The 24,183-nt window shown below is 43.2% G+C and carries 20 protein-coding genes and 1 other annotated feature; of the genes, 13 read left to right on the forward strand and 7 right to left on the reverse strand.

Annotation, left to right across the window (positions count from 1 at the left end; genetic code table 11):
• Nucleotides 1-30 precede the first annotated feature (30 nt).
• From RZO55_RS05120 to leuS, 6 genes are all read left to right on the forward strand, one after another.
• Entirely contained in the window at nt 31-2,469 is a 2,439-nt protein-coding gene (locus tag RZO55_RS05120) for a hypothetical protein (protein ID WP_318063211.1), read from the forward strand.
• Nucleotides 2,447-3,511, forward strand: coding sequence for an acyltransferase domain-containing protein (locus tag RZO55_RS05125; protein WP_318063212.1), 1,065 nt, complete (start codon nt 2,447-2,449; stop codon nt 3,509-3,511). The genes RZO55_RS05120 and RZO55_RS05125 overlap by 23 nt, the downstream gene beginning before the upstream one ends.
• A 27-nt stretch (nt 3,512-3,538) precedes the next feature.
• Nucleotides 3,539-4,459: an N-acetylglucosamine kinase gene (locus RZO55_RS05130; RefSeq protein ID WP_318063213.1), complete on the forward strand. Its 921-nt coding sequence runs from the start codon at nt 3,539-3,541 to the stop codon at nt 4,457-4,459.
• Nucleotides 4,460-4,656: 197 nt separating this feature from the next.
• Entirely contained in the window at nt 4,657-6,759 is a 2,103-nt protein-coding gene (locus RZO55_RS05135) for an elongation factor G (protein WP_318063214.1), read from the forward strand.
• Nucleotides 6,760-6,892: 133 nt separating this feature from the next.
• The gene (locus RZO55_RS05140; protein WP_318063215.1) at nt 6,893-7,807 is read left to right on the forward strand and encodes a CPBP family intramembrane glutamic endopeptidase; all 915 of its coding nucleotides are present in this window, start codon (nt 6,893-6,895) and stop codon (nt 7,805-7,807) included.
• Nucleotides 7,808-7,853: 46 nt separating this feature from the next.
• Nucleotides 7,854-8,100, forward strand: a binding site (T-box leader).
• 58 nt (nt 8,101-8,158) lie between these two features.
• Complete coding sequence (leuS, locus tag RZO55_RS05145; protein WP_318063216.1) at nt 8,159-10,573, forward strand: leucine--tRNA ligase; 2,415 nt, start codon at nt 8,159-8,161, stop codon at nt 10,571-10,573.
• Nucleotides 10,574-11,016: 443 nt separating this feature from the next.
• Here the strand turns inward: leuS and RZO55_RS05150 are convergent, their stop codons facing one another.
• Together RZO55_RS05150 and RZO55_RS05155 are read right to left on the reverse strand one after the other, a co-directional pair.
• The gene (locus RZO55_RS05150) at nt 11,017-11,301 is read right to left on the reverse strand and encodes a DUF2442 domain-containing protein (protein WP_097006382.1); all 285 of its coding nucleotides are present in this window, start codon (nt 11,299-11,301) and stop codon (nt 11,017-11,019) included.
• Nucleotides 11,302-11,312: 11 nt separating this feature from the next.
• Complete coding sequence (locus RZO55_RS05155) at nt 11,313-11,573, reverse strand: DUF4160 domain-containing protein (RefSeq protein ID WP_097006381.1); 261 nt, start codon at nt 11,571-11,573, stop codon at nt 11,313-11,315.
• Nucleotides 11,574-11,837: 264 nt separating this feature from the next.
• On the opposite strand from RZO55_RS05155, the gene RZO55_RS05160 reads away from it, so the two are divergent.
• Nucleotides 11,838-12,656 carry a hypothetical protein gene (locus tag RZO55_RS05160; RefSeq protein WP_318063217.1) on the forward strand — a complete coding sequence of 273 codons (819 nt, stop codon included), beginning with the start codon at nt 11,838-11,840 and terminating at the stop codon, nt 12,654-12,656.
• A 311-nt stretch (nt 12,657-12,967) separates the two neighbouring features.
• Here the strand turns inward: RZO55_RS05160 and RZO55_RS05165 are convergent, their stop codons facing one another.
• Both RZO55_RS05165 and RZO55_RS05170 read right to left on the reverse strand, forming a co-directional pair.
• Nucleotides 12,968-13,258 (reverse strand): hypothetical protein, encoded by a 291-nt coding sequence (locus RZO55_RS05165; protein WP_318063218.1) that lies wholly within the window; start codon nt 13,256-13,258, stop codon nt 12,968-12,970.
• Nucleotides 13,259-13,318: 60 nt separating this feature from the next.
• The gene (locus tag RZO55_RS05170; RefSeq protein WP_318063219.1) at nt 13,319-13,876 is read right to left on the reverse strand and encodes a hypothetical protein; all 558 of its coding nucleotides are present in this window, start codon (nt 13,874-13,876) and stop codon (nt 13,319-13,321) included.
• Nucleotides 13,877-13,950: 74 nt separating this feature from the next.
• Here RZO55_RS05170 and RZO55_RS05175 point away from each other — a divergent pair, with 74 nt between their 5' ends.
• Nucleotides 13,951-14,103: a hypothetical protein gene (locus RZO55_RS05175; protein WP_318063220.1), complete on the forward strand. Its 153-nt coding sequence runs from the start codon at nt 13,951-13,953 to the stop codon at nt 14,101-14,103.
• Nucleotides 14,104-14,155: 52 nt separating this feature from the next.
• Here the strand turns inward: RZO55_RS05175 and RZO55_RS05180 are convergent, their stop codons facing one another.
• The gene (locus tag RZO55_RS05180) at nt 14,156-14,413 is read right to left on the reverse strand and encodes a hypothetical protein (RefSeq protein WP_318063221.1); all 258 of its coding nucleotides are present in this window, start codon (nt 14,411-14,413) and stop codon (nt 14,156-14,158) included.
• Between the two features lie 154 nt (nt 14,414-14,567).
• Between RZO55_RS05180 and RZO55_RS05185 the strand changes: the two genes are divergently transcribed.
• Together RZO55_RS05185 and RZO55_RS05190 are read left to right on the forward strand one after the other, a co-directional pair.
• Nucleotides 14,568-15,746: an alanyl-tRNA editing protein gene (locus tag RZO55_RS05185; RefSeq protein WP_318063222.1), complete on the forward strand. Its 1,179-nt coding sequence runs from the start codon at nt 14,568-14,570 to the stop codon at nt 15,744-15,746.
• Complete coding sequence (locus RZO55_RS05190; protein WP_318063223.1) at nt 15,733-16,881, forward strand: AI-2E family transporter; 1,149 nt, start codon at nt 15,733-15,735, stop codon at nt 16,879-16,881. Before RZO55_RS05185 ends, RZO55_RS05190 begins: the two co-directional genes overlap by 14 nt.
• A 53-nt stretch (nt 16,882-16,934) precedes the next feature.
• On the opposite strand, the gene RZO55_RS05195 is transcribed toward RZO55_RS05190, so the two are convergent.
• Nucleotides 16,935-17,189, reverse strand: a complete 255-nt coding sequence (locus tag RZO55_RS05195) for a hypothetical protein (protein WP_318063224.1) — start codon at nt 17,187-17,189, stop codon at nt 16,935-16,937.
• 133 nt (nt 17,190-17,322) lie between these two features.
• On the opposite strand from RZO55_RS05195, the gene hemB reads away from it, so the two are divergent.
• Nucleotides 17,323-18,306, forward strand: coding sequence for a porphobilinogen synthase (hemB, locus tag RZO55_RS05200; protein ID WP_318063225.1), 984 nt, complete (start codon nt 17,323-17,325; stop codon nt 18,304-18,306).
• A gap of 23 nt (nt 18,307-18,329) precedes the next feature.
• On the opposite strand, the gene RZO55_RS05205 is transcribed toward hemB, so the two are convergent.
• Nucleotides 18,330-19,184 carry a PHP domain-containing protein gene (locus RZO55_RS05205; RefSeq protein ID WP_318063226.1) on the reverse strand — a complete coding sequence of 285 codons (855 nt, stop codon included), beginning with the start codon at nt 19,182-19,184 and terminating at the stop codon, nt 18,330-18,332.
• A gap of 181 nt (nt 19,185-19,365) precedes the next feature.
• Between RZO55_RS05205 and RZO55_RS05210 the strand changes: the two genes are divergently transcribed.
• Nucleotides 19,366-21,087 (forward strand): VanW family protein, encoded by a 1,722-nt coding sequence (locus tag RZO55_RS05210; protein ID WP_318063227.1) that lies wholly within the window; start codon nt 19,366-19,368, stop codon nt 21,085-21,087.
• A gap of 198 nt (nt 21,088-21,285) precedes the next feature.
• A partial coding sequence (gene nifJ, locus RZO55_RS05215) for a pyruvate:ferredoxin (flavodoxin) oxidoreductase (RefSeq protein WP_318063228.1) occupies nt 21,286-24,183 on the forward strand: 2,898 nt, incomplete at its 3' end.

The following is a 24,183-nucleotide window of genomic DNA, read 5'->3' on the forward strand; positions in this document are numbered from 1 at the left end:
ACCTATATCGGCGCAGTAAAGGATAAGACAATGGAAAAATTACAATTAAACAGAACCGGATTTCTTACCAACTATCTCATATCCGGTCCAAAAGAGACGGATTTTGTTAACAACGAAACAGACGACAACCAGCTTCGTTACGAACAGCATTTAAGATCTCTGGTGGCTGACTTAAGCAGAACCTGCCCCGAAGAACCGGTTGTACTTGGCCAAAACAGCAGACTTCAAATGCCATGGAAGTATTATTACCATTATGGAAACTGGTTTGTAGATGAAAGTACATTTTATTCCACTCTTAAGAAAGTGGAGCTTGATGCAGTGACTGAAATTCTGGTTGAAGAAGATCTGACGGTAAATGCTGTTGTATGGTCTTATGCAGCTGTGGACGTCTGGTGCAGCGGGGAATTGGTGTGCCGGATTGAAGCACCGGTCTACAAGCCCATTCAAAAGAAGAATATGACGCTCAGGCTGAAAAAAGGGAAGAATAAAATCTATGTCAGCCTCCAGACTCTTGGTGTCAGAGATACCAGAACATTATTCGGCATTCAAATCATGGATCATACAGATGATATTTGCGTTGTGCTGCCTGATGAGAAGCAGACGGATGAACTGGTCCGGACAGAACAGTGGCTTTCTTCCGTTAACATTAAAAATTCGGTTATGACTTACAAGGGAAGCGCTCCGGACGGAACGTATCTGGGGTATGACAGTCAGAGTCCGGATTTCGCCCAGGTGGATATCCGCAGGGAATGGCAGGAGATCAGCGGCAAAAACCAGGTGACTCTTAATGAAGAAAAACCAGGTGTGATCTTAGTCAGTGTTAAGAAACAGAACGGAACACTCACCAGAAAGGTGGAAAATATCCTGGCACAGAAGCCGGAATACTCTGAATTCAAAGACTTTGAAGATAATAAAAAAGCCATTTTCCGCAGGATTGGGGAAGCAGAAGGATTATCCAGAGGGGATAAATTTGGCTTTTCCATATCCAATATACTTGCAAGGAAATTTCTTGGCATGGACGGAAAACGGGATATAGAACTGCTTTATGAAACCATGGATCAGATTGAAAGCAGATATGACTGTTCCGATTTCCTGGTATGCGGTCTTGTGAGGTATCTGAAGAATTATCCGGTGAATGAGGATTTGGCAAAGCGGGCGAAAGAGGTTCTTTTAAATTGGCGCTACTGGATGGACCAGAAAGGGTCTGATGCCATGTGTTTCTGGAGTGAAAATCACTCCCTCATGTTCTATACCTGTGCGATGAATGCAGGAGAGATGTATCCGGATGAATATTTTCCCCGTGCAGACTTAAACGGCAGAGAGCTTTTTATAGAAGGAAGAAGAAAAGTAGAAGCCTGGCTGGCTGATGTGGAGGAGCATGGATTTGAAGAATTTTTAAGTACAGTATATATGTGCGTCACATTTGCAGCACTGTTAAATGTGATCGATTTTTCGGAAGATGCTATTTCCAGGCGTGCTGTCAGAATTACCGACAGGCTCCTTGAAATGCTGTGCCGCCATACCTTTGACGGCGCTGTCATTGCCCCCATGGGACGTGTCTACAGGGAAGTGGTTCACCCGTTTGAGCAGGGAGCACAGGCACTGATGAACTTAATTAATCCGGAAGTACCTTATTCCTATGGGGAGGGATGGCTTGGCTTTTATGCAAGCAGCAGTTACCAGCTGCCAAAAGATTTAACGGATCTGATGGAGAAGCCGGCCGATACCGCCTATTCTACCGGAAATGCTCTTATTAAATTGAAAAAGACCTCTGCTTATTGTATGACTTCCGTTCAGTCACCCAGACAGGATGAGGAATTTGAACGGTGGAGGAATCTCACCCTGGATCCGGATTCAGATCCTTCCACCTGCGAATACACCAAGTCTCTGAATGAACGGTTTCATGGAACCACCTGCTTTGAGCCGGGAGTATATGGTTATCAGCAGCATATGTGGTATGCTGCGCTTGATAAAGAAACAGATCTCTTTACAAACCACCCGGGCGGAACATGTGATTCCTGCTCTATGAGACCGGGCTATTGGTATGGAAATGGGGTTATGCCTGCGCTGACTCAGGAGGAAAATTTCCTGGGTGCAGTCTATCACATCCCTAATGAGCACCCGATCCATTTTACACATGCTTATTTCCCGGCACCAAAGTTTTCGGAAACGATGATTTCGGATCACTGGCTGCTTGGCAGAAAGGCAGATGGATTTGCCGCACTTTGGTGCAGCGGTATACTGGAACCCATTGATGACCAGCTGTTTGAATGCGAATACAGAACCTATGGAGATGATATCGCTTACTTCTGCGTATGCGCAGGATTCCAGGATTTTAAGAGTCTGGAAGAATTTGCCTCTTATGCAAAGGGCCTTCACCCGGAATTTGATGGGCAACAGCGCATTCTGACAGCAGGACCATTGAAAGTGAGATTTACTAATAACAATGACAGAACACAGTATATTTAGTGAACAGACCCGGACGGCGGTTGCAGCTTCTTCCGTTGTCTTTGAGGGAGATGCTTATTTTATAAGAAATTACAGCAGATGCCGGGAGCTTTTGTTAATAGAAAAAAATCCTGATGAAGCGGCTGAATCCGTGAGGCTTGGAATCATGCATGCCAGGCTCCTTCATTTAGATGGTTTTATGTTACCCCTTGTTTATATAGACTGGATGCTGCCGGAACTGATAAAAGATTTAAAGAAACAGGAAATTCCGGATACAGTGATTATGGAATCCTTAAAAGACATTGAAATCTGGATTCAGTCTTACCGCAAATATCATCAGGGGCAGGTGGGCCTTGACCGGTTTGAATGGGTGTTCCGTTCACTGGCAGGAATGGTACGCAGATTCGGTAGTTTGCAGTTTGAGGAAGTGACATATGAATTTCCGTTTCTGCTTCTGAAAAACAGACAGTCCGAAAAGCTTAAGGCGCTGGCATATCCTGGTCTCATTGCAGATCAGGACGGGTATTTCGCAGGCACAAACGCAAGAAAAACGGTGAGTAAAGTAAAAACACTGTTGGAGTGCCGGGAAGGGACCCTTTGCGGGTATAGTGCAGATTTGGAACGGGGAACACTGATTGTGAAACAAGAAACTTCGTATCGTATGGAGGATTGGGAAGTGATGCTTGTTCCGGGTGAGAAGGCGGTTGCCGTTCATATTCCCGAAGGTGCAGATTTATCTCCTGACAGCATTGACGCCTCTCTTCATGCTGCAAAGAGTTATTATGAGAATCGCATTCTTGTCTGTGAAAGCTGGATGCTGGATCCACATCTGGAGTTTATTCTGCCGCAGTACAGCCGGCTGGTTAACTTTATGCACCGGTTTTATAAAATTCCGGTTAAGGCAGACCGGCCTCAGATACTGGAACGGGTCATGGGATTTGATTTTACCATGGAAAAGCTTTTAGAGTTTCCCTGCACAACCTCCCTGCAGTCCTCCCTGAAAAAGTATCTTTTGGAGGGTAATGAGATGTTTACCACAGCAGGTTTTATGCCATGGAAATGACAACACAACTGGGAGGAATATTGGTTTATGAGAGAGTATTATGCGGGACTGGATGTTGGAGGAACCAATGGAAGACTCAAACTATGTGATCTGTCAGGAAATATGCTGGGAGAATTTACGGCTCCAGGCTGCAGCTTTAACACAGACGGGGGAGTAAAGAGCCGGCTGCGCTACCGCAATCTGGTGCTTCCAGCTCTTTTGGAACAAAATCTTACCCCAGGCAGCTGCAGAGGGATCTGTGTGGCTGCAAGCGGCATTGATTCTCCTTCGGATGAGCAGGAATGCAGATCCTTTTTTGAGGAAATGGGGTTTTTACCTGAGCATCTGATGGTAGTCAATGACTGTGAGGTGTTCCTTTATCAGACCAGACTGCCGGCTCTGGTTGTTGTATCGGGAACCGGCTCTGTCTGCTATGGCAGAGACGAGACGGGTGTCATACACCGGACAGGCGGCTGGAATCATATTGTAAGCGACGAGGGCAGTGGTTTTGACATGGGACTGAAGGTTTTAAAGGCAGTTGGCAGTGAGTTATCCGGACGGATCAAAAGTCCGGTTCTCACGCCTTTGTTTCTCAGGACAACAGGACTGGATACACTGGGGAAGATTGATGACTATATCAATGACAATCTTATGGAAAAGTCTCAGATAGCCCGATTTTCCCTTCTCGCCTTTCAGGCTGCAAAATCAGGAGATGAGAAAGCCATAAGGATTCACCAGGAATGTGCAGATGCCTTATGGGGGCTGATACGTGATACAGCGGCTAAAATGAACAGAGAAGGGACAGACCTCTGGCTATGGGGAAGTCTTCTGGTGAAAAACCATATTCTCCGTGAACTGGTGAAAGGTAAAGTCAGTGCAGAACTGCCTGGTATACGTGTGGACATCCCACGGATAACCGCTCTTAATGCGGCACTTCAGGCTGCTCAGAAGAAAGATTATATATGCTGAAATGTCGTATTTGGGTATATAAATAGCAATTTTAGAGAAAATTGATCAAAAGGGAGGCGGAAGCCTTCCTTTCTTTTATCAAAATATAGAAAAATGTCGAAAAATATTTGTGCAAATTGTACCTTTTGCTTGCAATTATAAGACATTTTTAGTAAAATATGATATATAAACTTATATACCGAACAGGAGGAATGTTTATGAACGTGTATGGAACCAAACAGATCCGTAACGTCGCCTTACTTGGGCACGGGGGCGCCGGCAAAACTACCCTTGCTGAAGCAATGGCGTTAGTGACCGGAGCCATCAGCAGAATGGGAAAAATTACCGATGGCAATACCATCAGCGATTATGACAAAGAAGAGATTAAGAGACAGTTCTCCATCTCCACTTCCATGATTCCGTTGGAATATGAAGGAGAGGAAGGACCGATCAAGATTAATTTACTTGATACTCCCGGTTATTTTGATTTTGTTGGTGAGGTTGAAGAAGCTATCAGTGTGGCAGATGCTGCAGTCATTGTAGTAAACTGCAAGGCAGGAATTGAGGTTGGTACGTTAAAGGCATGGGAGCTTTGTGAAAAGTACAAGCTGCCCAGATTGTTTTTTGTAACCAATATGGATGATGATCAGGCCAGCTATCGTGAGCTGCTTTTAAAGCTGGAAAAAGAATTTGGAAGAAGGATAGCACCGTTCCACCTTCCCATCAGAGAGAATGAAAAGTTTGTGGGATTCGTGAATGTAGTAAAAATGGCAGGGCGGCGCTTTACTGTTAACAGTGATTATGTGGAATGTGAGATTCCTGATTACAGCCAGAAGAATCTGGGTATTGCAAGAGAAGCTTTGATGGAGGCAGTTGCTGAAATCAGCGAGGAATACATGGAACGGTATTTCTCCGGCGATGAATTTACCCAGGAAGAGATTTCTTCTGCACTTCGGGAACATGTCATACAGGGGAATATGGTTCCGGTCATGTTAGGATCCGGAATTAATGCCCAGGGTGTTAAGATGGTTTTGCAGGCAATTGACAAGTATTTTCCATCACCGGAGCGCTATGAGTGTATCGGCGTGGATGTATCCACGGGAGAACGTTTTACTGCCAAATACAACGATAATGTATCGTTGTCCGCCCGTGTATTTAAAACAATCGTAGATCCCTTTATCGGAAAGTATTCCCTGTTAAAAATCTGTACCGGAACGTTTAAATCTGATTCGGCAATTTATAATGTAAATAAAGATACGGAAGAGAAGATCGGAAAACTTTATCTCCTGAGGGGAAAAGAAGCCATAGAAGTGCCGGAATTAAAGGCCGGAGATATCGGCGCAGTATCGAAGCTTAACGTGACACAGACCGGAGATACCATAGCCCTTCGTTCTGCACCCATTGTATATCACAAGCCCGAGATCTCCACCCCCTATACGTATATGCGGTATAAGACCAAAACAAAAGGGGATGATGACAAGGTTTCCAATGCTCTTGCTAAATTAATGGAAGAAGACTGGACCTTAAAGGCGGTAAACGATACGGAGAACCGGCAGTCCCTTCTTTACGCAATCGGTGACCAGCAGTTAGATGTGGTGATCAGTAAGCTGTTAAACCGCTACAAGGTTGAGATCGAATTAAGCAAGCCTAAATTTGCCTTCCGGGAGACCATACGCAAACGTGTGGAGGTTCCGGGAAGATATAAGAAACAGTCCGGGGGACACGGTCAGTTTGGTGATGTTAAGATGACCTTTGAGCCCTCTGGAGATTTGGAAACCCCATATATATTCGAAGAGACGGTATTCGGCGGAGCAGTTCCCAAAAATTATTTCCCGGCAGTGGAAAAGGGAATTGCAGAATGTGTATTAAAGGGCCCCCTTGCTGCGTATCCGGTTGTAGGTATTAAGGCGACACTGACCGACGGATCCTATCACCCGGTAGATTCCTCAGAGCTTGCCTTTAAGATGGCTGCAACGCTTGCCTTTAAAAAAGGTTTTATGGACGCGAATCCTGTGCTTTTAGAGCCGATTGCATCATTAAAAGTCACAGTACCGGATAAATTTACCGGAGATGTTATGGGAGATTTAAACAGGAGAAGAGGACGGGTTCTGGGCATGAACCCCAATCATCACGGAAAGCAGATTATAGAGGCCGATATCCCTGTGTCAGAGCTGTTTGGCTATAATACAGATCTTCGCTCCATGACCGGAGGAATTGGCACCTTTGAATATGAGTTCAGCCGTTATGAGCTGGCTCCGGGAGATGTGCAGAAGAAAGAAGTTGAAGAGCGGGCATCCAAGGTTGACCGGATGGAGGCATAATAAATTATGATTCAGGCGGACCCAGAACACATGTGGGTCCGCCGTTTTATGTTACCGGAAGACTGCTGGAGGAATTGCGTATTTTATGGTTATGTGATAAACTGGTAACAATTCAGCAGGAGGTAAGGGGCGAGTGGAAGAGACGAGAGCCGCAAGAAAAGCATTTGGAAGAATCGGAATTGGATATACCGGTTTTCTGAGTGCATCAATTGTTCTTCAAATTGTGTTAAGGATTTTTATTTATGTAGTTAATCGGGAAGGGATTTTAGATTTATCCCGCAACTGGTACTTATTTGCCACTTCCCTGGCCAATTATGCAGCAGGAGGTATGATTTTATTTTTGATTATAAAGAATATGCCTGTCACTCATAAGCCTGTAAGCAGGAAAGCGGATAAAAATTTGCTGGTCTGCTCATATTTTATCTGTATCACTGCATTGATTGCAGGTAATTTACTGGGGCGGCTGCTCATGAGCCTGATCAGCGCGCTGGAAGGAAGACCGATGGTAAATCCGGTGACGGAAGTGCTTAAGGGGCTGAGTACAGGGACTATTTTTGCAATTATGGTGGTTATGGCACCGGTATGTGAAGAAATACTTTTCCGCAGGCTTATCATTGACCGGATCCGCAGATATGGAGATAAGGCAGCTATTTTAGTGTCTGCAGTGATTTTCGGACTCTGCCACGGGAATTTTTATCAATTTTTTTACGCATTTGGAATCGGCCTTGTGTTTGGCTATATTTATACCAGAACAGGAAGAATCCGTTATACCATTGTATTCCATATGATCATTAACTTTTTAGGATCAGTGGCGGCAATCTATATTCAGAAATCCATGGCGATGGCAGCGATTTATGCCCTGGTTCTGTATGGATCCATGATTGCGGGAATCGTGCTGTTTATTATTAAAAGGAAAGACTGGATGTTCTGGCAGGGGGAAGAAGCAGTCTGGGGCAGGGGAGCAGGAAAGATTCTGTTTTTGAATGTCGGCATAGTATTATTTTTTATATTATCTGCCATTTCCTTTGTTATTACAGAGTTTGCATAAAATCAGGTTGACACCTCCCGGCAATTATGTTACATTTACAGTTAGCAAAAATACAGTGATCAGGAGTAGTAAGCAGTCTGAAACATTCAGAGAGCCGGCGGTTGGTGAGAGCCGGTTGGGGAAGACAGCTGAACTGGCCTTTGAGTAGCATACTGAAGAAAGCCATGGCTTTTGTGTAGGTATAGCCGGTTTCCCGACCGTTACAGCGGGCGGACAGAAGCATCTGTCCGGTTGAGTGCATACGCTTTGTATGAAATAGAGTGGTACCACGCGGTAGATTCTGCGTCTCTATAACCGTTTTGTTACGGTTGGAGACGCTTTTTTTTTTATAACTAAAGGAGGAATATTGTTATGGCATCATCTTATAATCATAGCGCCATTGAAAAAAAGTGGCGTGAGAATTGGGCAAAAAATCCGATCAATGTGGACGATGGAAAAAAACCAAAATATTATTGTCTGGATATGTTCCCTTATCCGTCCGGCAGCGGTCTTCATGTAGGTCACTGGAGAGGCTATGTCATCTCTGATGTCTGGAGCCGTTATCAGATCTTGAAGGGTCATTATGTGATCCATCCCATGGGCTGGGATGCGTTTGGCCTTCCGGCAGAAAATTACGCAATTAAGATGGGCGTGCATCCGGCAAAATCTACGGCTGAGAATGTAAAGAACATCAAAAGGCAGATTGATGAAATTGCTGCTGTTTACGACTGGGATATGGAAGTCAATACCACAGATCCGGCTTTTTACAAGTGGACTCAGTGGATTTTTGTGCAGATGTTTAAGAAGGGCCTTGCTTATGAAAAGGAATTCCCCATTAACTGGTGTCCTTCCTGTAAAACAGGTCTTGCTAACGAAGAAGTGGTAAACGGCTGCTGCGAACGCTGCGGAACTACCGTAACCAAGAAGAATTTAAGACAGTGGATGTTAAAAATCACCGCTTATGCAGACCGTCTTTTAAATGACTTAGATAAGCTTGACTGGCCGGAAAAGGTTAAGAAGATGCAGACAGACTGGATCGGAAAATCTTACGGCGCAGAGGTGGATTTCAAGGTCGAGGGAAGAGATGAGGCCATTACGGTTTACACCACAAGACCTGATACGTTATATGGAGCAACTTTTATGGTGCTTGCACCGGAGCATGCTCTTGCGTCTTCTCTTGCAGTACCTGAGACACAGGCTGCAGTGGAACAGTATATCTATGACGCTTCTATGAAATCCAATGTTGACCGTTTGCAGGATAAGGAAAAAACAGGTGTATTTACGGGAAGCTACGCGGTTAATCCTTTAAGCGGTGCAAAGGTTCCGATCTGGATTTCCGATTACGTACTTGGTGATTACGGTACAGGTGCTATCATGTGCGTTCCCGCTCATGACGACAGAGATTTTGAGTTTGCAACCAAATTCAATATTCCAATCATTCAGGTAATTGCAAAAGACGGCAAAGAAATTGAGAACATGACAGAGGCCTATACAGACGCTAACGGAACCATGATCAATTCCGGAGAATGGAACGGTATGGAATCAGCAGTTCTTAAAAAGAAAGCGCCTGCCATGATCGAAGCCAGAGGTCTTGGAAAGAAAACGGTGAACTTCAAGCTTCGTGACTGGGTATTTTCCAGACAGCGTTACTGGGGTGAGCCGATTCCCATCGTTCACTGCCCTCACTGCGGCAATGTTCCGGTACCTGAAGACCAGCTTCCTCTTACTCTTCCGGAAGTGGAAAGTTATCAGCCTACTGGTACAGGAGAATCCCCTCTGGCTGATATTGAGGAGTGGGTAAACACCACCTGTCCGGTATGCGGTGCGGCTGCAAAGAGAGAGACCAATACCATGCCGCAGTGGGCAGGATCTTCCTGGTATTTCCTCCGCTACGTAGACAGTCACAATGATAAAGAACTGGTTTCCAGAGAAAAGGCAGACAAATTCCTTCCTGTAGATATGTATATCGGTGGTGTGGAGCATGCTGTTCTTCATCTTCTGTATTCCCGTTTCTACACCAAGTTTTTATCCGACATCGGTGTGGTGGATTTTGATGAACCGTTTAAAAAGCTGTTTAACCAGGGTATGATTACCGGTAAAAACGGAATCAAGATGAGTAAGTCAAAGGGTAACGTGGTTTCACCTGACGAGCTGGTTCAGGATTATGGATGTGATTCCCTCCGAATGTATGAGCTCTTTGTAGGCCCGCCGGAGTTAGATGCCGAGTGGGATGACAGGGGAATTGAAGGAGTCAGCCGTTTCTTAAACCGTTTCTATAATCTGGTATCAGACAACTGCGGGAAAGACGTAAAAGCGACAAAGGAAATGATCTGTCTCCGCAACAAACTGGTATTTGACATTGAACAGCGTTTTAACCAGTTTAACTTAAATACCGTAATATCCGGATTTATGGAATATAACAACAAGTTTATTGAGCTGGCAAAAACAGCCGGCGGCATTGATAAAGAGACATTAAAGACTTTTGTGATTCTTCTTGCTCCATTTGCACCTCATATCGGAGAGGAACTGTGGCAGCAGCTTGGCGGCACAGATACTGTATTCCATGCAGCATGGCCGGAGTGGAGTGAAGAGGCCATGAAAGAGGATGAAATCGAAGTGGCAGTTCAGGTGAACGGAAAAACAAGAGCCGTTGTAAAACTTCCGGCTGATGTATCAAAGGAAGATGCAATTGAAGCAGGAAAAGCACTGATTCCCGATAAGATTACCGGAACCATTGTGAAGGAAATTTATGTTCCTGGAAGGATCATTAATATCGTCTGTAAATAAAACAAGCTGAATTATAAAACCATTAAATAGGCGGAAAATCTTGATTCTATAAGGGGCTTACCTGTTATAACTAATCGTGAGTTTCAAAGAAGCGATTTGGCAAGTCAGAATGTTAAAAAGAAATGGACACAACGATACCGAAACTGGGATTTGGTACTCAGCCAGTTGATGCTGTTGTATCCGGAACGATTGAATGAATAAATATAAAGAAAAAACGGGGCTGTTGAAAAAATAGATGAATAATCTATTGGAGCAATAGCTCCCCTTTTTACTTAAAAATAGAAAAACGGACTCCGAAGAGTCCGTAATCCATGGTATAATTAATTATGCCAATAACCAAATACACTACTAAACAACTGGTTTTGCCACTAAGTTTGGAAGGTTTTATTCCCTAAAAAGGTAAAGTACTTCACGACCGCCTTTTTTGATGCTTATATATACTTTTATGCAATTAAGTGGTTAATTGAATCCAACTCATAAAGCGTGAACGGGTCAATATCTATACTCTCACTTGGATCCCTGTTGCCTGATATGTCCCATGCTAAAGTATCGTTTAATACTGTGCATGTATCTTTAAATGTCTGAATATCTTGCAGTGGTTTAAATACTTCGCCTTGTAAAAGATTTGTTGCGTTATAATCGACAATCTTTCCATTATCAAAAAATACTTGTACATGATAATTGTCTAGTGGTATCACTTGTACAACCACAGGAAAATAATCTTGCATATTCACACCTCCTATATTAAAGGATTGATTCTATTTAATGGCTTTTGATCTTTTGTTAGTTCCCAGTTTTGCATTAATTCATCCTGATGGATTGTACACCATGCAAGTATTAAACGTAATTGCTTATTTGGCAATGAACCTCTTATTACTTGTATGTTAATAATGTCCACCAATGCTTTACTACCATTATACTCGGCATGAAAATGTGGTGGCGTATGATCGTTATAGTACATAGTTATGCGTATACCATAGAATAATGATATCTCAGGCATTTTATCACCGTCCTTTTCTTTATTATACCATGATGAGATTGTGATATGCAAGTGGATCGGCTACAATTAACTGATATATAATGGCATTTGTCAAGAATAAATTAGGGTGTCAGTTCCCGGCATTGACCAATCTGATATACTTGGATTGGTGTCTGGAAAATTGTTGTCAATCTAATTATAATTGCAACAATCTGGTTGATAAACCTGCATATTGAGTATATGATGAATTTGTAATGGTTAACAGATCAGAAAAAGGGGAAGAGTATGGATAAAATAGTATATAATAATTATCAATTCTATGAGTATGCCGCTTTGACTGAGTTGATAGAAAAGCAGAGTAAAAAGGGATATTCTCCTTGCGGTATGATAGGGAACTCTTCCAGAATTCTGAAATTTTGTCATACAGACACGGATGCACCAAAGGTGTATGCTGTTTTTTATAAATATTTAGATGATGATTTAGATGAAGAAATTGAGAAATTGAAGACTGGAAAAGGAGAGATTCTATGCCAGAATAATCGTTATATCATATTTGGATTTCCTTCCAGTGACGCTTATGAAAAGAGGTCACGGCTAATCGCAGAAAAGCAGAATAGATTACTAGGTATTCCTGTAAAAAAAACTGCAGCAATTGTTTGTACGTTACTTCTCATCTCCGTGATCACTCTGGTGCTGAAAATTTTATTGTTCTCAAAGGGGGAATTGTATTTTAACCAGTTGAATCTGGCGCTTTATCTGGCGTTAATTATTAATTTTCTGATTTACTTTACTGGCGATCTTCATGATATAAAGAAGGGAAAAGGAGTGTACATAGAAGGCACTATATACTTTTTAAGCCGTACAAAATTGAAAAATCTATTATTTCGGATTGGTGATATCCTTAGATGGGTAATACTGACTGGAAGTATCTGCATTAGTGCTGCGATCTTAATATCAGCAAAGGACATCGTACTGACAGTCAATCTTTTAAGGCTGTGGCTGATCTATGGCAGCGTTGGTTTTGTTTATCGGCTTCGTGTCCGGGGCTCTTATCTTTCGCTGCTGATAACACAACTGCTTCTGGCAGCATTTAGTTTCTTATAAAACAGAATCAGTAGCAGCAGATGGGGTAAATTATTATTGGGTAGATGATGATGGTGTATGGCAAAGTACGTGGACGACATCAGCCCCTGACCGCAGAAGATACAGAATTGTTGAAAATTATGCAACAATAAATGCATTTTCATATAGAAAGTTTGAATATAAATAGCGTGATTAGAAATAAAAATAGTACAATTGCAATAGGCTTAACTTTAGTACCATTTAAACTAATTCAAGTTCTTCTGGCAACATTAAGTTTTTAGTAAATTTGTATAAAAAACAGGTGCCAGGGCTTGTGTCCTGACACCTGTTTTTTATTTCTTTCCATTTCGTTTCATCATATTTTTCGAAAGCATGCGAATGGTTTCCACCCGCTGCCGGTCGCTTGGATTCATGTTGGCGCTGATAATGGAAATAAGAAGATCTGTTTCTTCGTCGCTGAACTGAATTCCTTTCTGATTCGCCTCTGCGCTCACACTCATAAGAGTCTGGAAAAGCTGGTCTTTTGGGACGGATTCCGCCCGTTTTGCAAATTCGGTCAGCATGGAAAGTTTCTGAGGATTCATATTTTTTAATCGTGGGTCCTGTTTCCAGTTTGTATTCATAAGTCGATACGCTTCCTTTCTTGTGCATATGTATAGAACGGGATGGGGGACAATAATGCTTTAATTCATCTGCTGCATGGCGTTCATCATAAGCTGCATGGTTTCCAGACGGGACTGCTGCTCCGGCGGCATGAAATTTTTCAGCTGCTCAAACGGCATTTTGCCAAATGGATTGTTTTGACGGTTGGCATTGTTGGAGCGGTTTTGTCCGTCGCCCTGTGTCTGTTTCTGTCCCGGTGATTGTGCCTGCAGGGGGATGGTGGAGCTGGGAACGGTTTCTGTGTAAGCATTTGCCAGATTGAATCCCTGGAAAATGTTAATAAACAGGTCAATTAAGTCCTGCTCGGAAGGATTCGCATAGGGTTTAATGGTATTTAACATCTCCAGGGGAGAGCCAGGCCGCTTATTTTCGCCTGCGGAACAGATTCCCATAGCAGCAACTTCTCCATCTTCAAATAGGTTTATGGTGCGCTGAAGTTCATTAAATTTGACAAAGGTGGAGATGAACCGTTGCTGGGGAGCATTCATAAAAGGCAGGGCAGCCTTCATCATATCAAGATGATTATCGCCGATACGGGAATCTAATTCATTTGCATGGACACTATTTTCATTATTCATGTCATGAGATCCTTACTTTTCTTGTTGACAATATATGCGGCTGCATATATTAGTATTACAGGAGAGTGATATATATGAGAAACAGACTAATCATAGATGGAAATGCGGTTTATGAAATTGACGATGAATGCATGAAACAGAAACAAAACAGAAACAGCCAGGAAGGCACGACCAGTCAGGCCTCTTTTACCAGACCGGGACAGAATAAAGGTCAAAGCCGGGGGTAAACGGAAACAGGACCCAAACCAAAGATGGTTCGGGTCCTGTTTTATGTTTTGTTTAGCAGCCGAATCCGCCGAATCCGCCGCCGAAGCCATTACCGCCGCAGCAGCACAGAAGAATGATGATCCAAATCCAACTACCACAACCATCATTTCCGCAACCGCCACAACTGTTGCCGCATCCGCCGCCGAAGCTATTACCGCCGCAGCAGCACAGGAGAAGGATAATCCAGATAATATTACAACCGCTATTACCGCATCCTCCGCTGTTGCAATCGCATCCGCATCCACAGTTAGTTGCTGCCAGATCACTCATATTGGTTCCTCCAAATATTTTGTTTACACTGTAATAGTATGAAAGTCAGCTTGCCACTGTTTCCATTTTTTATAAAAAATTTTAGATTTATTTTGATTGAACTGAAAGAAATGTTGTGTATAATTAGTTACAACAGGATTAAAAGGAGTAAAAGATGGAAAAATTATACTATGAGAAACCTTATGTGAAGCTGTTTGAAGCTGAAGTGGTTGAGTGCAGGCCGGATAAAGATGGAAAATATCTGGTTCGCTTAAGCCGGACGGCCTTTTACCCTGAGGGTGGCGGACAGCCGGCGGATACCGGAACTTTAGGAGAAGCTCTGGTTTCCGATGTGAGGGAACGGCCGGAAGGAATTGTTCATATTACAGACAGGCCCATTCCGGAAAAGACGCTGGTAACCGGGACACTTAACTGGGAGCGGAGATTTAGCCATATGCAGAATCATTCCGGAGAGCATTTGTTTTCAGGCGTGGTACATAAGCATTACGGTTACGATAATATTGGATTTCATATGGGAAGGGACGAAGTGACTGTTGATTTTAACGGGCTGCTGACTATGGAGCAGGCTGAAGAAGTGGAAGAAGAGGTCAATGAGCTGATCTGGCAGAATATACCGGTCCTGGAGACTTATCCGTCAAAGGAAGAGTTAGAAATGCTGGATTATAGAAGCAAAAAGGAATTGAGTGGTCAGGTACGGATTATTGAATTCCCGGGAGCAGATATATGTGCATGCTGCGGAACTCACGTAATGACTGCAGGAGAGATCGGAATATTAAAAGTTACAGGCGTGGCACGTTATAAGGGCGGTGTCCGGGTATCACTGCTGTGCGGCAGACAGGCACTGCTTGATTATCGAAGAAAATCAAATGCTGTCCAGGGGATTTCCGTATTATTATCAGCAAAGCCTGACAGCGTAGTGGAGGCAGTTTCTAAGTTAAAAGAGGATGGTCTTAAAAAAGATGGTGTCTTAAACCAGCTTACCAGAGAACTGCTTGAACGCAAGACGGCAGAATTCCCAGCATCGGATTCCCCTCTGCTGGTAATTGAGGATAATCTTATGCCTGCACAGCTCAGATTGTTTTGTACCATGCTTTACGAGGAAAATAAGGGCAGTATCGTGTTGGTATGTTCCGGGGGAGAAGGGACGTATCAGTATGCTGCAGGAAGCAGTGCTGGTGATATGCGTGCATTGAGCCGCCGGTTGAATGAGAGATTGAACGGACGTGGAGGGGGCAGCACCCTGCTGGCGCAGGGGACTTTTCAGGCGTCATTACAGGAAATTCAAAATGTATTTCAAGAAGAGTTATATGGAGGACTAAATGGAATTAAATGATAACACAATTAAAAAAATCCGCTGGTTGATCGTATTTACAGTGGTTGCAGTAGTAGCAGGTATTAATTATAGAAGTTTATTTGCACTTCTTGTACGCGTAGTTGGGATTATAACACCATTTTTGCTTGGCGGCGTATTGGCGTTTGTTTTAAATGTTCCGATGCGGGCGATTGAACGTATTCTGCCGGTAAAAAAGGAAAGTCAGTTTCGACGCCCCTTAAGCCTGTGCCTGACATTTTTATTTGTGATCGGGATTTTGCTTCTGGTTACTTTTGTAGTGATCCCCCAGCTGTTTGATACAGTATTAAATCTTCAGTACAGCCTGCCTGTATTTTGGAATGATGTAAAGCAGGGGGCAGAAAAGCTGTTTTCCCAATATCCGGAAATTGCAGATTACATCAACAATATCCAGATTGACTGGAAATCATATATTGAGAGAATTGTGCAGTTTCTATCCGTTGGCGCCGGAACGGTTCTGTCCTCCACGTTATCTGCAGCTTTAAGCATTATAAGCGGAGTCACAACCTTTGCGATCGGTGTGGTATTTGCAGTTTATATTCTTTTACAGAAGGAAAACTTATCCAGACAGATGAAAAAGCTTATGAAAGCGTTTCTCCCTGACCAGGCATCCCAAAGAATTTCAGAAATATTAAGTCTCTCCGGCCGGACATTTTCAAATTTTCTGACCGGGCAGTGTGTGGAGGCTGTTATACTGGGAAGTATGTTTTTTATCACATTATCCATATTACGTCTTCCATATGCGCTTCTCATTGGAGTGCTGATCGCCTTTACTGCACTGATCCCAATGTTTGGTGCATTCATCGGCTGTGCAATCGGAGCTTTTTTAATGCTGATGGTGAAGCCTTTTGATGCAGCATTGTTCCTCATAATCTTTTTTGTTCTGCAGCAGATCGAAGGGAATTTAATTTATCCCCATGTTGTCGGCAATTCAGTCGGACTTCCTGCTATTTGGGTTCTGGTAGCTGTGACAATAGGTGGCAGTGCCATGGGAATTGTGGGGATGCTGATATTTATCCCGCTTTCTTCTGTTCTCTATGCGATTTTAAAAGAAACTGTTAATAAAAGAATCAGGATCAGGGAACGTGAAAAACGTAAAAGAACGGTAAAACAATAAGAAAAAAGGATTCGAGGAAGCTGCATTCAGTCTTCTGTGAATCCTTTTTTCTATTAATCAAGGTCTGCGTGATAAACCTTTCCGCCGGAGTGAATGTCAATGGCACTTAAATTAAACTGATCTTCAAAGATCTGAATCTTGTACTCAAAGAATATTTCATCCGTTTTTTTAGACATGAACACATAAGCTCCGGGTTCTTTGTCGTCAATCTCATCACAGATTTCATCGTAGATATCCTGTCCGTTTACCTGACCGTCATATCCGGTGTTGCGAATGGCTTTTTCAATTGCCTGATAGAATTCATCCATAATACCGTACCTCGTTTCTGGTTCATATTGTACATCTGCTATTATAAGCAATCTTTTCCAATGCCGCAAGAATTACTTGAATCTTATTTGAGAGGGTGTATAATAGGACAGGTACAAAAGGGAGGTAAAGGAAATGGATTTATTATTCAGACCCAGAAGACTCAGAACATCTGAAACCTTAAGAAAGATGGTGCGGGAGACCAGAGTATCAAAGCAGTCCCTTGTTTATCCCTTGTTCGCAGTGGACGGGGAAGGAATTATGGAAGAAATCCCTTCTATGGAAGGGCAGTACCGATACAGTTTAGACCAGCTTTCTGTTATCCTTAATCAACTTACGGCTGCTGGAGTCAGTAAGGTGATCCTGTTTGGAATACCGGCCTTAAAAGACAGCTGCGGCAGTCAGGCTTATGATGATAATGGGATTGTGCAGAGAACTATTCGCTATATCAGGGAATATTATCCCTCTGTTTATATCATTACAGATGTATGTATGTGTGAATACACGTCTCACGGGCATTGCGGTATCTTAGACGGAGAGTATGTGGATAATGATAAGACTTTGGAGTATTTAAACCGAATTGCAGTTTCCCATGCCAGAGCAGGTGCCCATATGGTGGCGCCTTCTGATATGATGGATGGAAGAATCCGCTCCATAAGGCTGGCCCTTGATGACGCAGGATATATCAATGTTCCTGTTATGGCTTATTCAGCGAAATATGCGTCTGCTTTTTACGGACCGTTCCGGGATGCTGCGGGATCGGCTCCTTCCTTCGGAGACCGTAAGAGCTATCAGATGGATTACCATAACAGAAAGGAAGCAATAAAAGAAGTGGAGCTTGACGTTGCTGAGGGCGCAGATATTGTAATGGTGAAACCGGCACTTTCCTATCTCGATATCATTCGTGAGGTATCAGACATAAGTGACGTACCTGTGGCAGCGTACAGCGTAAGCGGAGAATACTCCATGATTAAGGCGGCTGCAAAAGCGGGATATCTGGACGAAGAAAAAACGGTCTGTGAGTCGGCTGTGTGTATCTATCGTGCAGGCGCGGATATACTTATTACATATTTTGCCATGGATCTTGCCCGCTATATGGATGAAGGTAAAATTGGTTAGTATGTAATTTGGGCAGGATGAGGTTACAGTCCCTTTTCCTGCCGTATTCTTTTTATATCATCAAGAAGCAGGGCTGATACCCGAAGTCCGCCTCTCCCGGTTCCTAAATCAATATCGGGTTTATTTGATCCGTGAAAATCAGAGCCGCCGGTGGGAAAGAGCTGGTATTTTTTTGCCAGTTTTTTTAATTTGCCGCTTTCATGCTGATTATTAGAGGAATGGTAAACCTCCAGGCCATGAAGCCCCAGTTCCTTTAAAAAGGAGACCAGTTCTTCCGTTTTTTTGTCTCCCAGATGATACTGGTAAGGGTGTGCGAGAACGGGTGAGGCACCGCAATTTCCCAGCATTTTCATGGCGTGCTCCGGAGTGATTTTTTCCTTGCGCGGACAGTAAGGGCCGGTGTAGCTTAAATATTTTTTAAATGCCTGGTCCATGCTTTTTACATATCCTTTTTCCAGAAGGATACGGGCAAAATGCGCACGGGTGATGACAGTGTCCGGATTACCGGCCTGAACTTCAGAAAGAGTGATATCGATACCGGCTTTTTGAAACCGGCTTATCATTTCCTCATTTCTTTTGATGCGTATATCTTTTAAATGGTCGGTTTGTGCAAGGAATTCCTTGTCGGACAGATCGACATAAAGACCCAAAATGTGAATTTCTTCTCCCAGATAAACACAGGAGATTTCAATGCCGGGAATGACTTCTAAAGGCAGATTTTGAGCAGCCTTCTGTGCCTCGGGGATACCTTCGATTGTATCGTGATCTGTAAGCGCAAAGGCAGAAAGCCCCTTTTGTGCCGCAAGCTCAACGATTTTAGCAGGAGTCAGGGTACCGTCTGAAGCATTGGAATGTACGTGAAGATCGACAAAATTCATAGTAACCTCCGAAATGAAATAGTTTATTAATACTATAGTAACATGTTTTTTTAGTTCTGTAAAATGTAGAATTAACTCGATAAATAATTAAGAAAATTCATAAAATCGTAATAGCATTTCCCACAAAGTATGGTATACTACTCAGTGTAATGCTACATTATCATGTAAAAAGGTGAAGTAAATGAGTCAGGAAGATAACAGACAAAAAAACGGGGGAAGAAGCAATTCCTCCAGGAACGGAAGCAAAAGAAATACCCAGAATTCCGGCAGAAGGACAAGCCAGTCTTACAGAGGTGGAAGTTCCTATCAGCCAAGGCGCGGGAAGAAGAGAAGAAGAGGGCCGCAGTACGGCATTACGAAGATTTTGCTGGCGGCTGTTTTCGCTGTTGCTTCTGTTATCAGTGTTATGGCTGCTGTCAAGTATATAGGGGGTCATAAGACAAAGGAGACAGATGTGAATTCTACGACAGTCTCTGACACCCAGCTGAAAAAAGAGGTCCGTGTAGATGGTATTTCCATTACGGGTTTATCAAAAACGGAAGCACGAAAAACCATTGACCAGTCTCTTGACTGGGGAATGAACGTTACTTATCAGGATAAAACCTATGAACTTAAGAATTTTCTGGACAGCAGGATTGATACTCTGCTGAAGGAAATTTACAGCAAGGATACAAAAGAAGAATATACCATCGATACTGACGGTATGGACGATGAGGTAAAGGCTGAGGTAAAAGCAATTGCACAAAAATGGGATGTGCCCGCTAAGAACGGCTCTATCTCAGGTTTTGATAAAAGCACCGGAACATTCGTTTACTCCGGGGAAGAGAAAGGAATCGCCGTTGATCAGGACCAGCTGACGGGCGATATACTGGAACAGATAAAGGCGAAGAATTATAAGGCAGCAATACCGGCGGCTGTGAAGGAGACTGATCCTGAGATAACGAAAGAGCAGGCGAAGGAATTGTATCAGGTGATAGGTACTTATTCCACTACCACCACTGCCAACAGTGACAGGAATAAGAACATTGAACTGGCTTCCATAGCTCTCAATGGTCTGATACTTCAGCCTGGTGAAGAGTTCTCTTTTAATAAGGCGACCGGAGAACGTTCCTCTGAGAAGGGCTACCGCCCCGCAGGAGCTTATTTAAACGGAGTTCTGATTGAAGAACCGGGCGGCGGTGTATGCCAGGTTTCTTCCACACTGTACAATGCAGTTGTTTTTGCAGGATTGACAACAACGGAGCGGCATGCTCACAGTTATGAACCTTCTTATGTAACGCCGGGTGAGGATGCCATGGTAAGTTTTGGCGGACCGGATATGAAGTTCATAAATAATTCATCCAGTGCCATTGCAATCAGAACCAGCTTTTCTGACCGCAAACTTAAGATTTCCGTAGTGGGAATCCCGATACTGGAAAAGGGAGTGACATTGTCAATGACCTCCCAAAAGACGACAGAGTTAGATGCTCCGGAACCGATTTATGAAGAGGACCAGACGATGCAGCCCGGAGAAGAAAAAGTCATTAAGCAGGAAACCAAGGGAAGCCGCTGGGTGACTAATCTGGTAACGAAAAAAGATGGTAAAGTGGTAAGTGATGAATTCTTCCATAACAGCACGTACCGCGGAAAGTCTGCTACCATTAAGCGCAATACATCCGGCGTTGTGATACCGGCGACAGATCCGGCAGGTTCTGTACCGGAAAATAACCAGCCTAATACCCAGGCTTCGTCGCCAGCTGGCTATGGTCCGGGAGTAAATGCAGGGGAGACGCCGGCACAGACGCAGCCGGCACAGACCCAGCCGGCACAGACCCAGAATAATGCTGCCACGCAGCCGGAGACCGAAGGTACAACGGAGGATAACAGCCAGAATGTGATTCCGCCCAATCCCATGAACCAGTAAAAAAGCAGCAAAATAAGACAGTATCAGGCGTATTTTACAATCTGATACTGTCTTTTTTAAATTGTTTTGAAAATAATACTTTATTTTCCTGTTTTAATATTTGCTTTTTGTTGAATAATTGTTATAATAATGTCAGGTCACTTTCCCTTAATGGGAACCAAATTATACAATATTCACATTTGCAGGAGGAAATCAAGAATGGCAAGAAAAATGAAAACCATGGATGGAAACCATGCAGCAGCTCATGCATCCTATGCATTTACTGATGTAGCGGCAATCTATCCTATTACACCGTCTTCACCTATGGCAGAAGCTACAGATGAATGGTCTACAGACGGAAGAACTAATATTTTTGGCCAGACAGTGCACATTACAGAGATGCAGTCTGAGGCAGGTGCCGCAGGTGCGGTTCACGGTTCCTTGGCAGCAGGTGCTCTGACCACCACCTATACAGCTTCCCAGGGTCTGTTACTTATGATCCCTAATCTTTATAAAATTGCCGGAGAGCAGTTACCTGGTGTTATCAATGTATCCGCTCGTGCAATAGCAAGCCATGCTTTATCAATCTTTGGTGACCACTCTGATGTATATGCTTGCCGCCAGACCGGTTGCGCTATGATGTGCGAATCCAGCGTACAGGAAGTTATGGACTTAACTCCAGTTGCTCATATGGCAGCTCTTGAGGGAAAAGTACCATTCATTAACTTCTTTGATGGTTTCCGTACTTCTCATGAGATTCAGAAGGTTGAAACATGGGATTATGAAGATTTAAAAGAAATGGTAAATATGGATTCCGTTGATGAGTTCCGCAAACATGCGTTAAATCCAAATCATCCATGCCTGAGAGGTTCCGCTCAGAACCCTGACATCTTCTTCCAGGCAAGAGAAGCATGCAATCCGTATTATGATGCACTGCCTGCAATTGTTCAGAAATATATGGACAAGGTGAATGCAAAGATCGGTACTGATTACAAACTTTTCAACTACTATGGTGCAGCAGATGCAGACCATGTAATTGTTGCTATGGGTTCTGTTAATGATACTATTGAAGAAACTCTTGATTATTTAGTTGCAGCTGGTCATAAGGTTGGTGTGATTAAAGTACGTCTTTACAGACCATTCAGCGCACAGGCTTTAATCGATGCACTTCCTGAGACAGTTAAGACTATTTCTACTTTAGACAGAACAAAAGAGCCAGGTTCTTTAGGCGAGCCGTTATACTTAGATGTTGTTGCAGCCTTAAAGGGAACAAAGTATGATCAGGTTAAGATTCTTACCGGACGTTACGGCCTTGGTTCCAAAGACACAACTCCTACCCAGATCACAGCTGTTTACGAAAACAAGACAAAATCTCCATTCACCATTGGTATTGTTGATGATGTAACTCACCTTTCTCTTGAGACAGGCGATGAGATCGTTACAACTCCGGAAGGAACTTCAAACTGTAAGTTCTGGGGTCTTGGCGCTGACGGTACCGTAGGTGCTAACAAGAACTCCATTAAGATTATCGGTGACAATACTGATATGTACGCACAGGCTTACTTTGACTATGATTCCAAGAAGTCCGGCGGTGTTACAATGTCTCACCTTCGTTTTGGACATAAGCCGATTAAGTCCACATATTTAATTCGCAAAGCGAATTTCGTAGCATGCCACAATCCTTCCTATATCCGTAAGTACAACATGGTTCAGGAACTGGTTGATGGTGGTGTATTCTTATTAAACTGCCCATGGGATAAGGAAGGTCTTGAAAAGCACTTACCAGGACAGGTTAAGAAATATATTGCTGATCATAATATCAAGTTCTATACCATTGACGGTGTGAAGATCGGTATTGAAACCGGTATGGGTCCAACTCGTATCAACACAATTCTTCAGTCTGCATTCTTTGAACTGACAGGAATCATTCCTGCTGAGAAAGCAAACGAACTGATGAAAGCTGCTGCTAAAGCAACTTACGGACGTAAGGGTGATGAGATCGTTCAGAAGAACTGGGCAGCAATTGATGCCGGCGCTAAGGGTGTTGTTAAGGTCGACGTACCAGAAAGCTGGAAGAACAGCGAAGATGAAGGTCTTGATTATAAGAAGATCACAGAAGGCAGACAGGATGTTGTTGATTTTGTAAACAATGTTCAGATTAAAGTAAGTGCTCAGGATGGTAATTCCTTACCAGTATCTGCTTTTGTTGATTATGCTGACGGTTCTACACCTTCAGGATCATCTGCTTACGAGAAACGTGGTATTGCAGTAAATATTCCTCAGTGGAATCCTGATAACTGTATTCAGTGTAACTTCTGTTCTTATGTATGTCCTCACGCTGTTATCCGTCCAATCGCTTTAACAGAAGAAGAGGCTGCTAAGAAACCGGAAGAGATGAAGACACTTCCAATGACAGGTATGCCAGGATATCAGTTTGCAATTACCGTATCTGCTTTAGATTGTACCGGCTGCGGTTCCTGTGCAAATGTTTGCCCAGGCAAGAAGGGCGAGAAAGCTCTTACCATGGTTAACATGGAAGCTAACAGCGAAGTTATTCAGAAGAGATTTGATTTTGGTCAGACTCTGCCGGTTAAGCAGGAAGTTATTGATAAATTTAAAGAAGCATCTGTTAAGGGCAGCCAGTTCAAACAGCCTCTTCTTGAGTACTCAGGAGCATGCGCAGGCTGCGGCGAGACACCTTATGCAAAACTGGTAACTCAGTTATTCGGTGACAGAATGTATATTGCAAATGCTACAGGATGTTCCTCTATCTGGGGTAACTCATCACCTTCTACACCTTATACTGTAAATGCTAAGGGACAGGGTCCTGCATGGTCTAACTCTCTGTTTGAAGATAATGCAGAATTTGGTTATGGTATGCTTTTAGCACAGAATGCTATCAGAGAAGGATTAAAGAATAAGGTAGAAGAGCTTAGCAATTCTGAAAAATCATCTGATGAAGTAAAAGCAGCTTGCAAAGAATATTTAGATACCTTCAGCGTTGGTGTTGCCAATGGTACTGCATCTGATAAACTGGTTGCAGCATTAGAGGGTATTGACTGTGATTTAGCAAAAGCTGTAGTGAAAGGAAAAGATTTCCTTGGCAAGAAATCCCAG

The organism is Clostridium boliviensis (assembly GCF_033342255.1).
Classification (GTDB): Bacteria; Bacillota; Clostridia; order Lachnospirales; family Lachnospiraceae; genus Lacrimispora; species Lacrimispora boliviensis.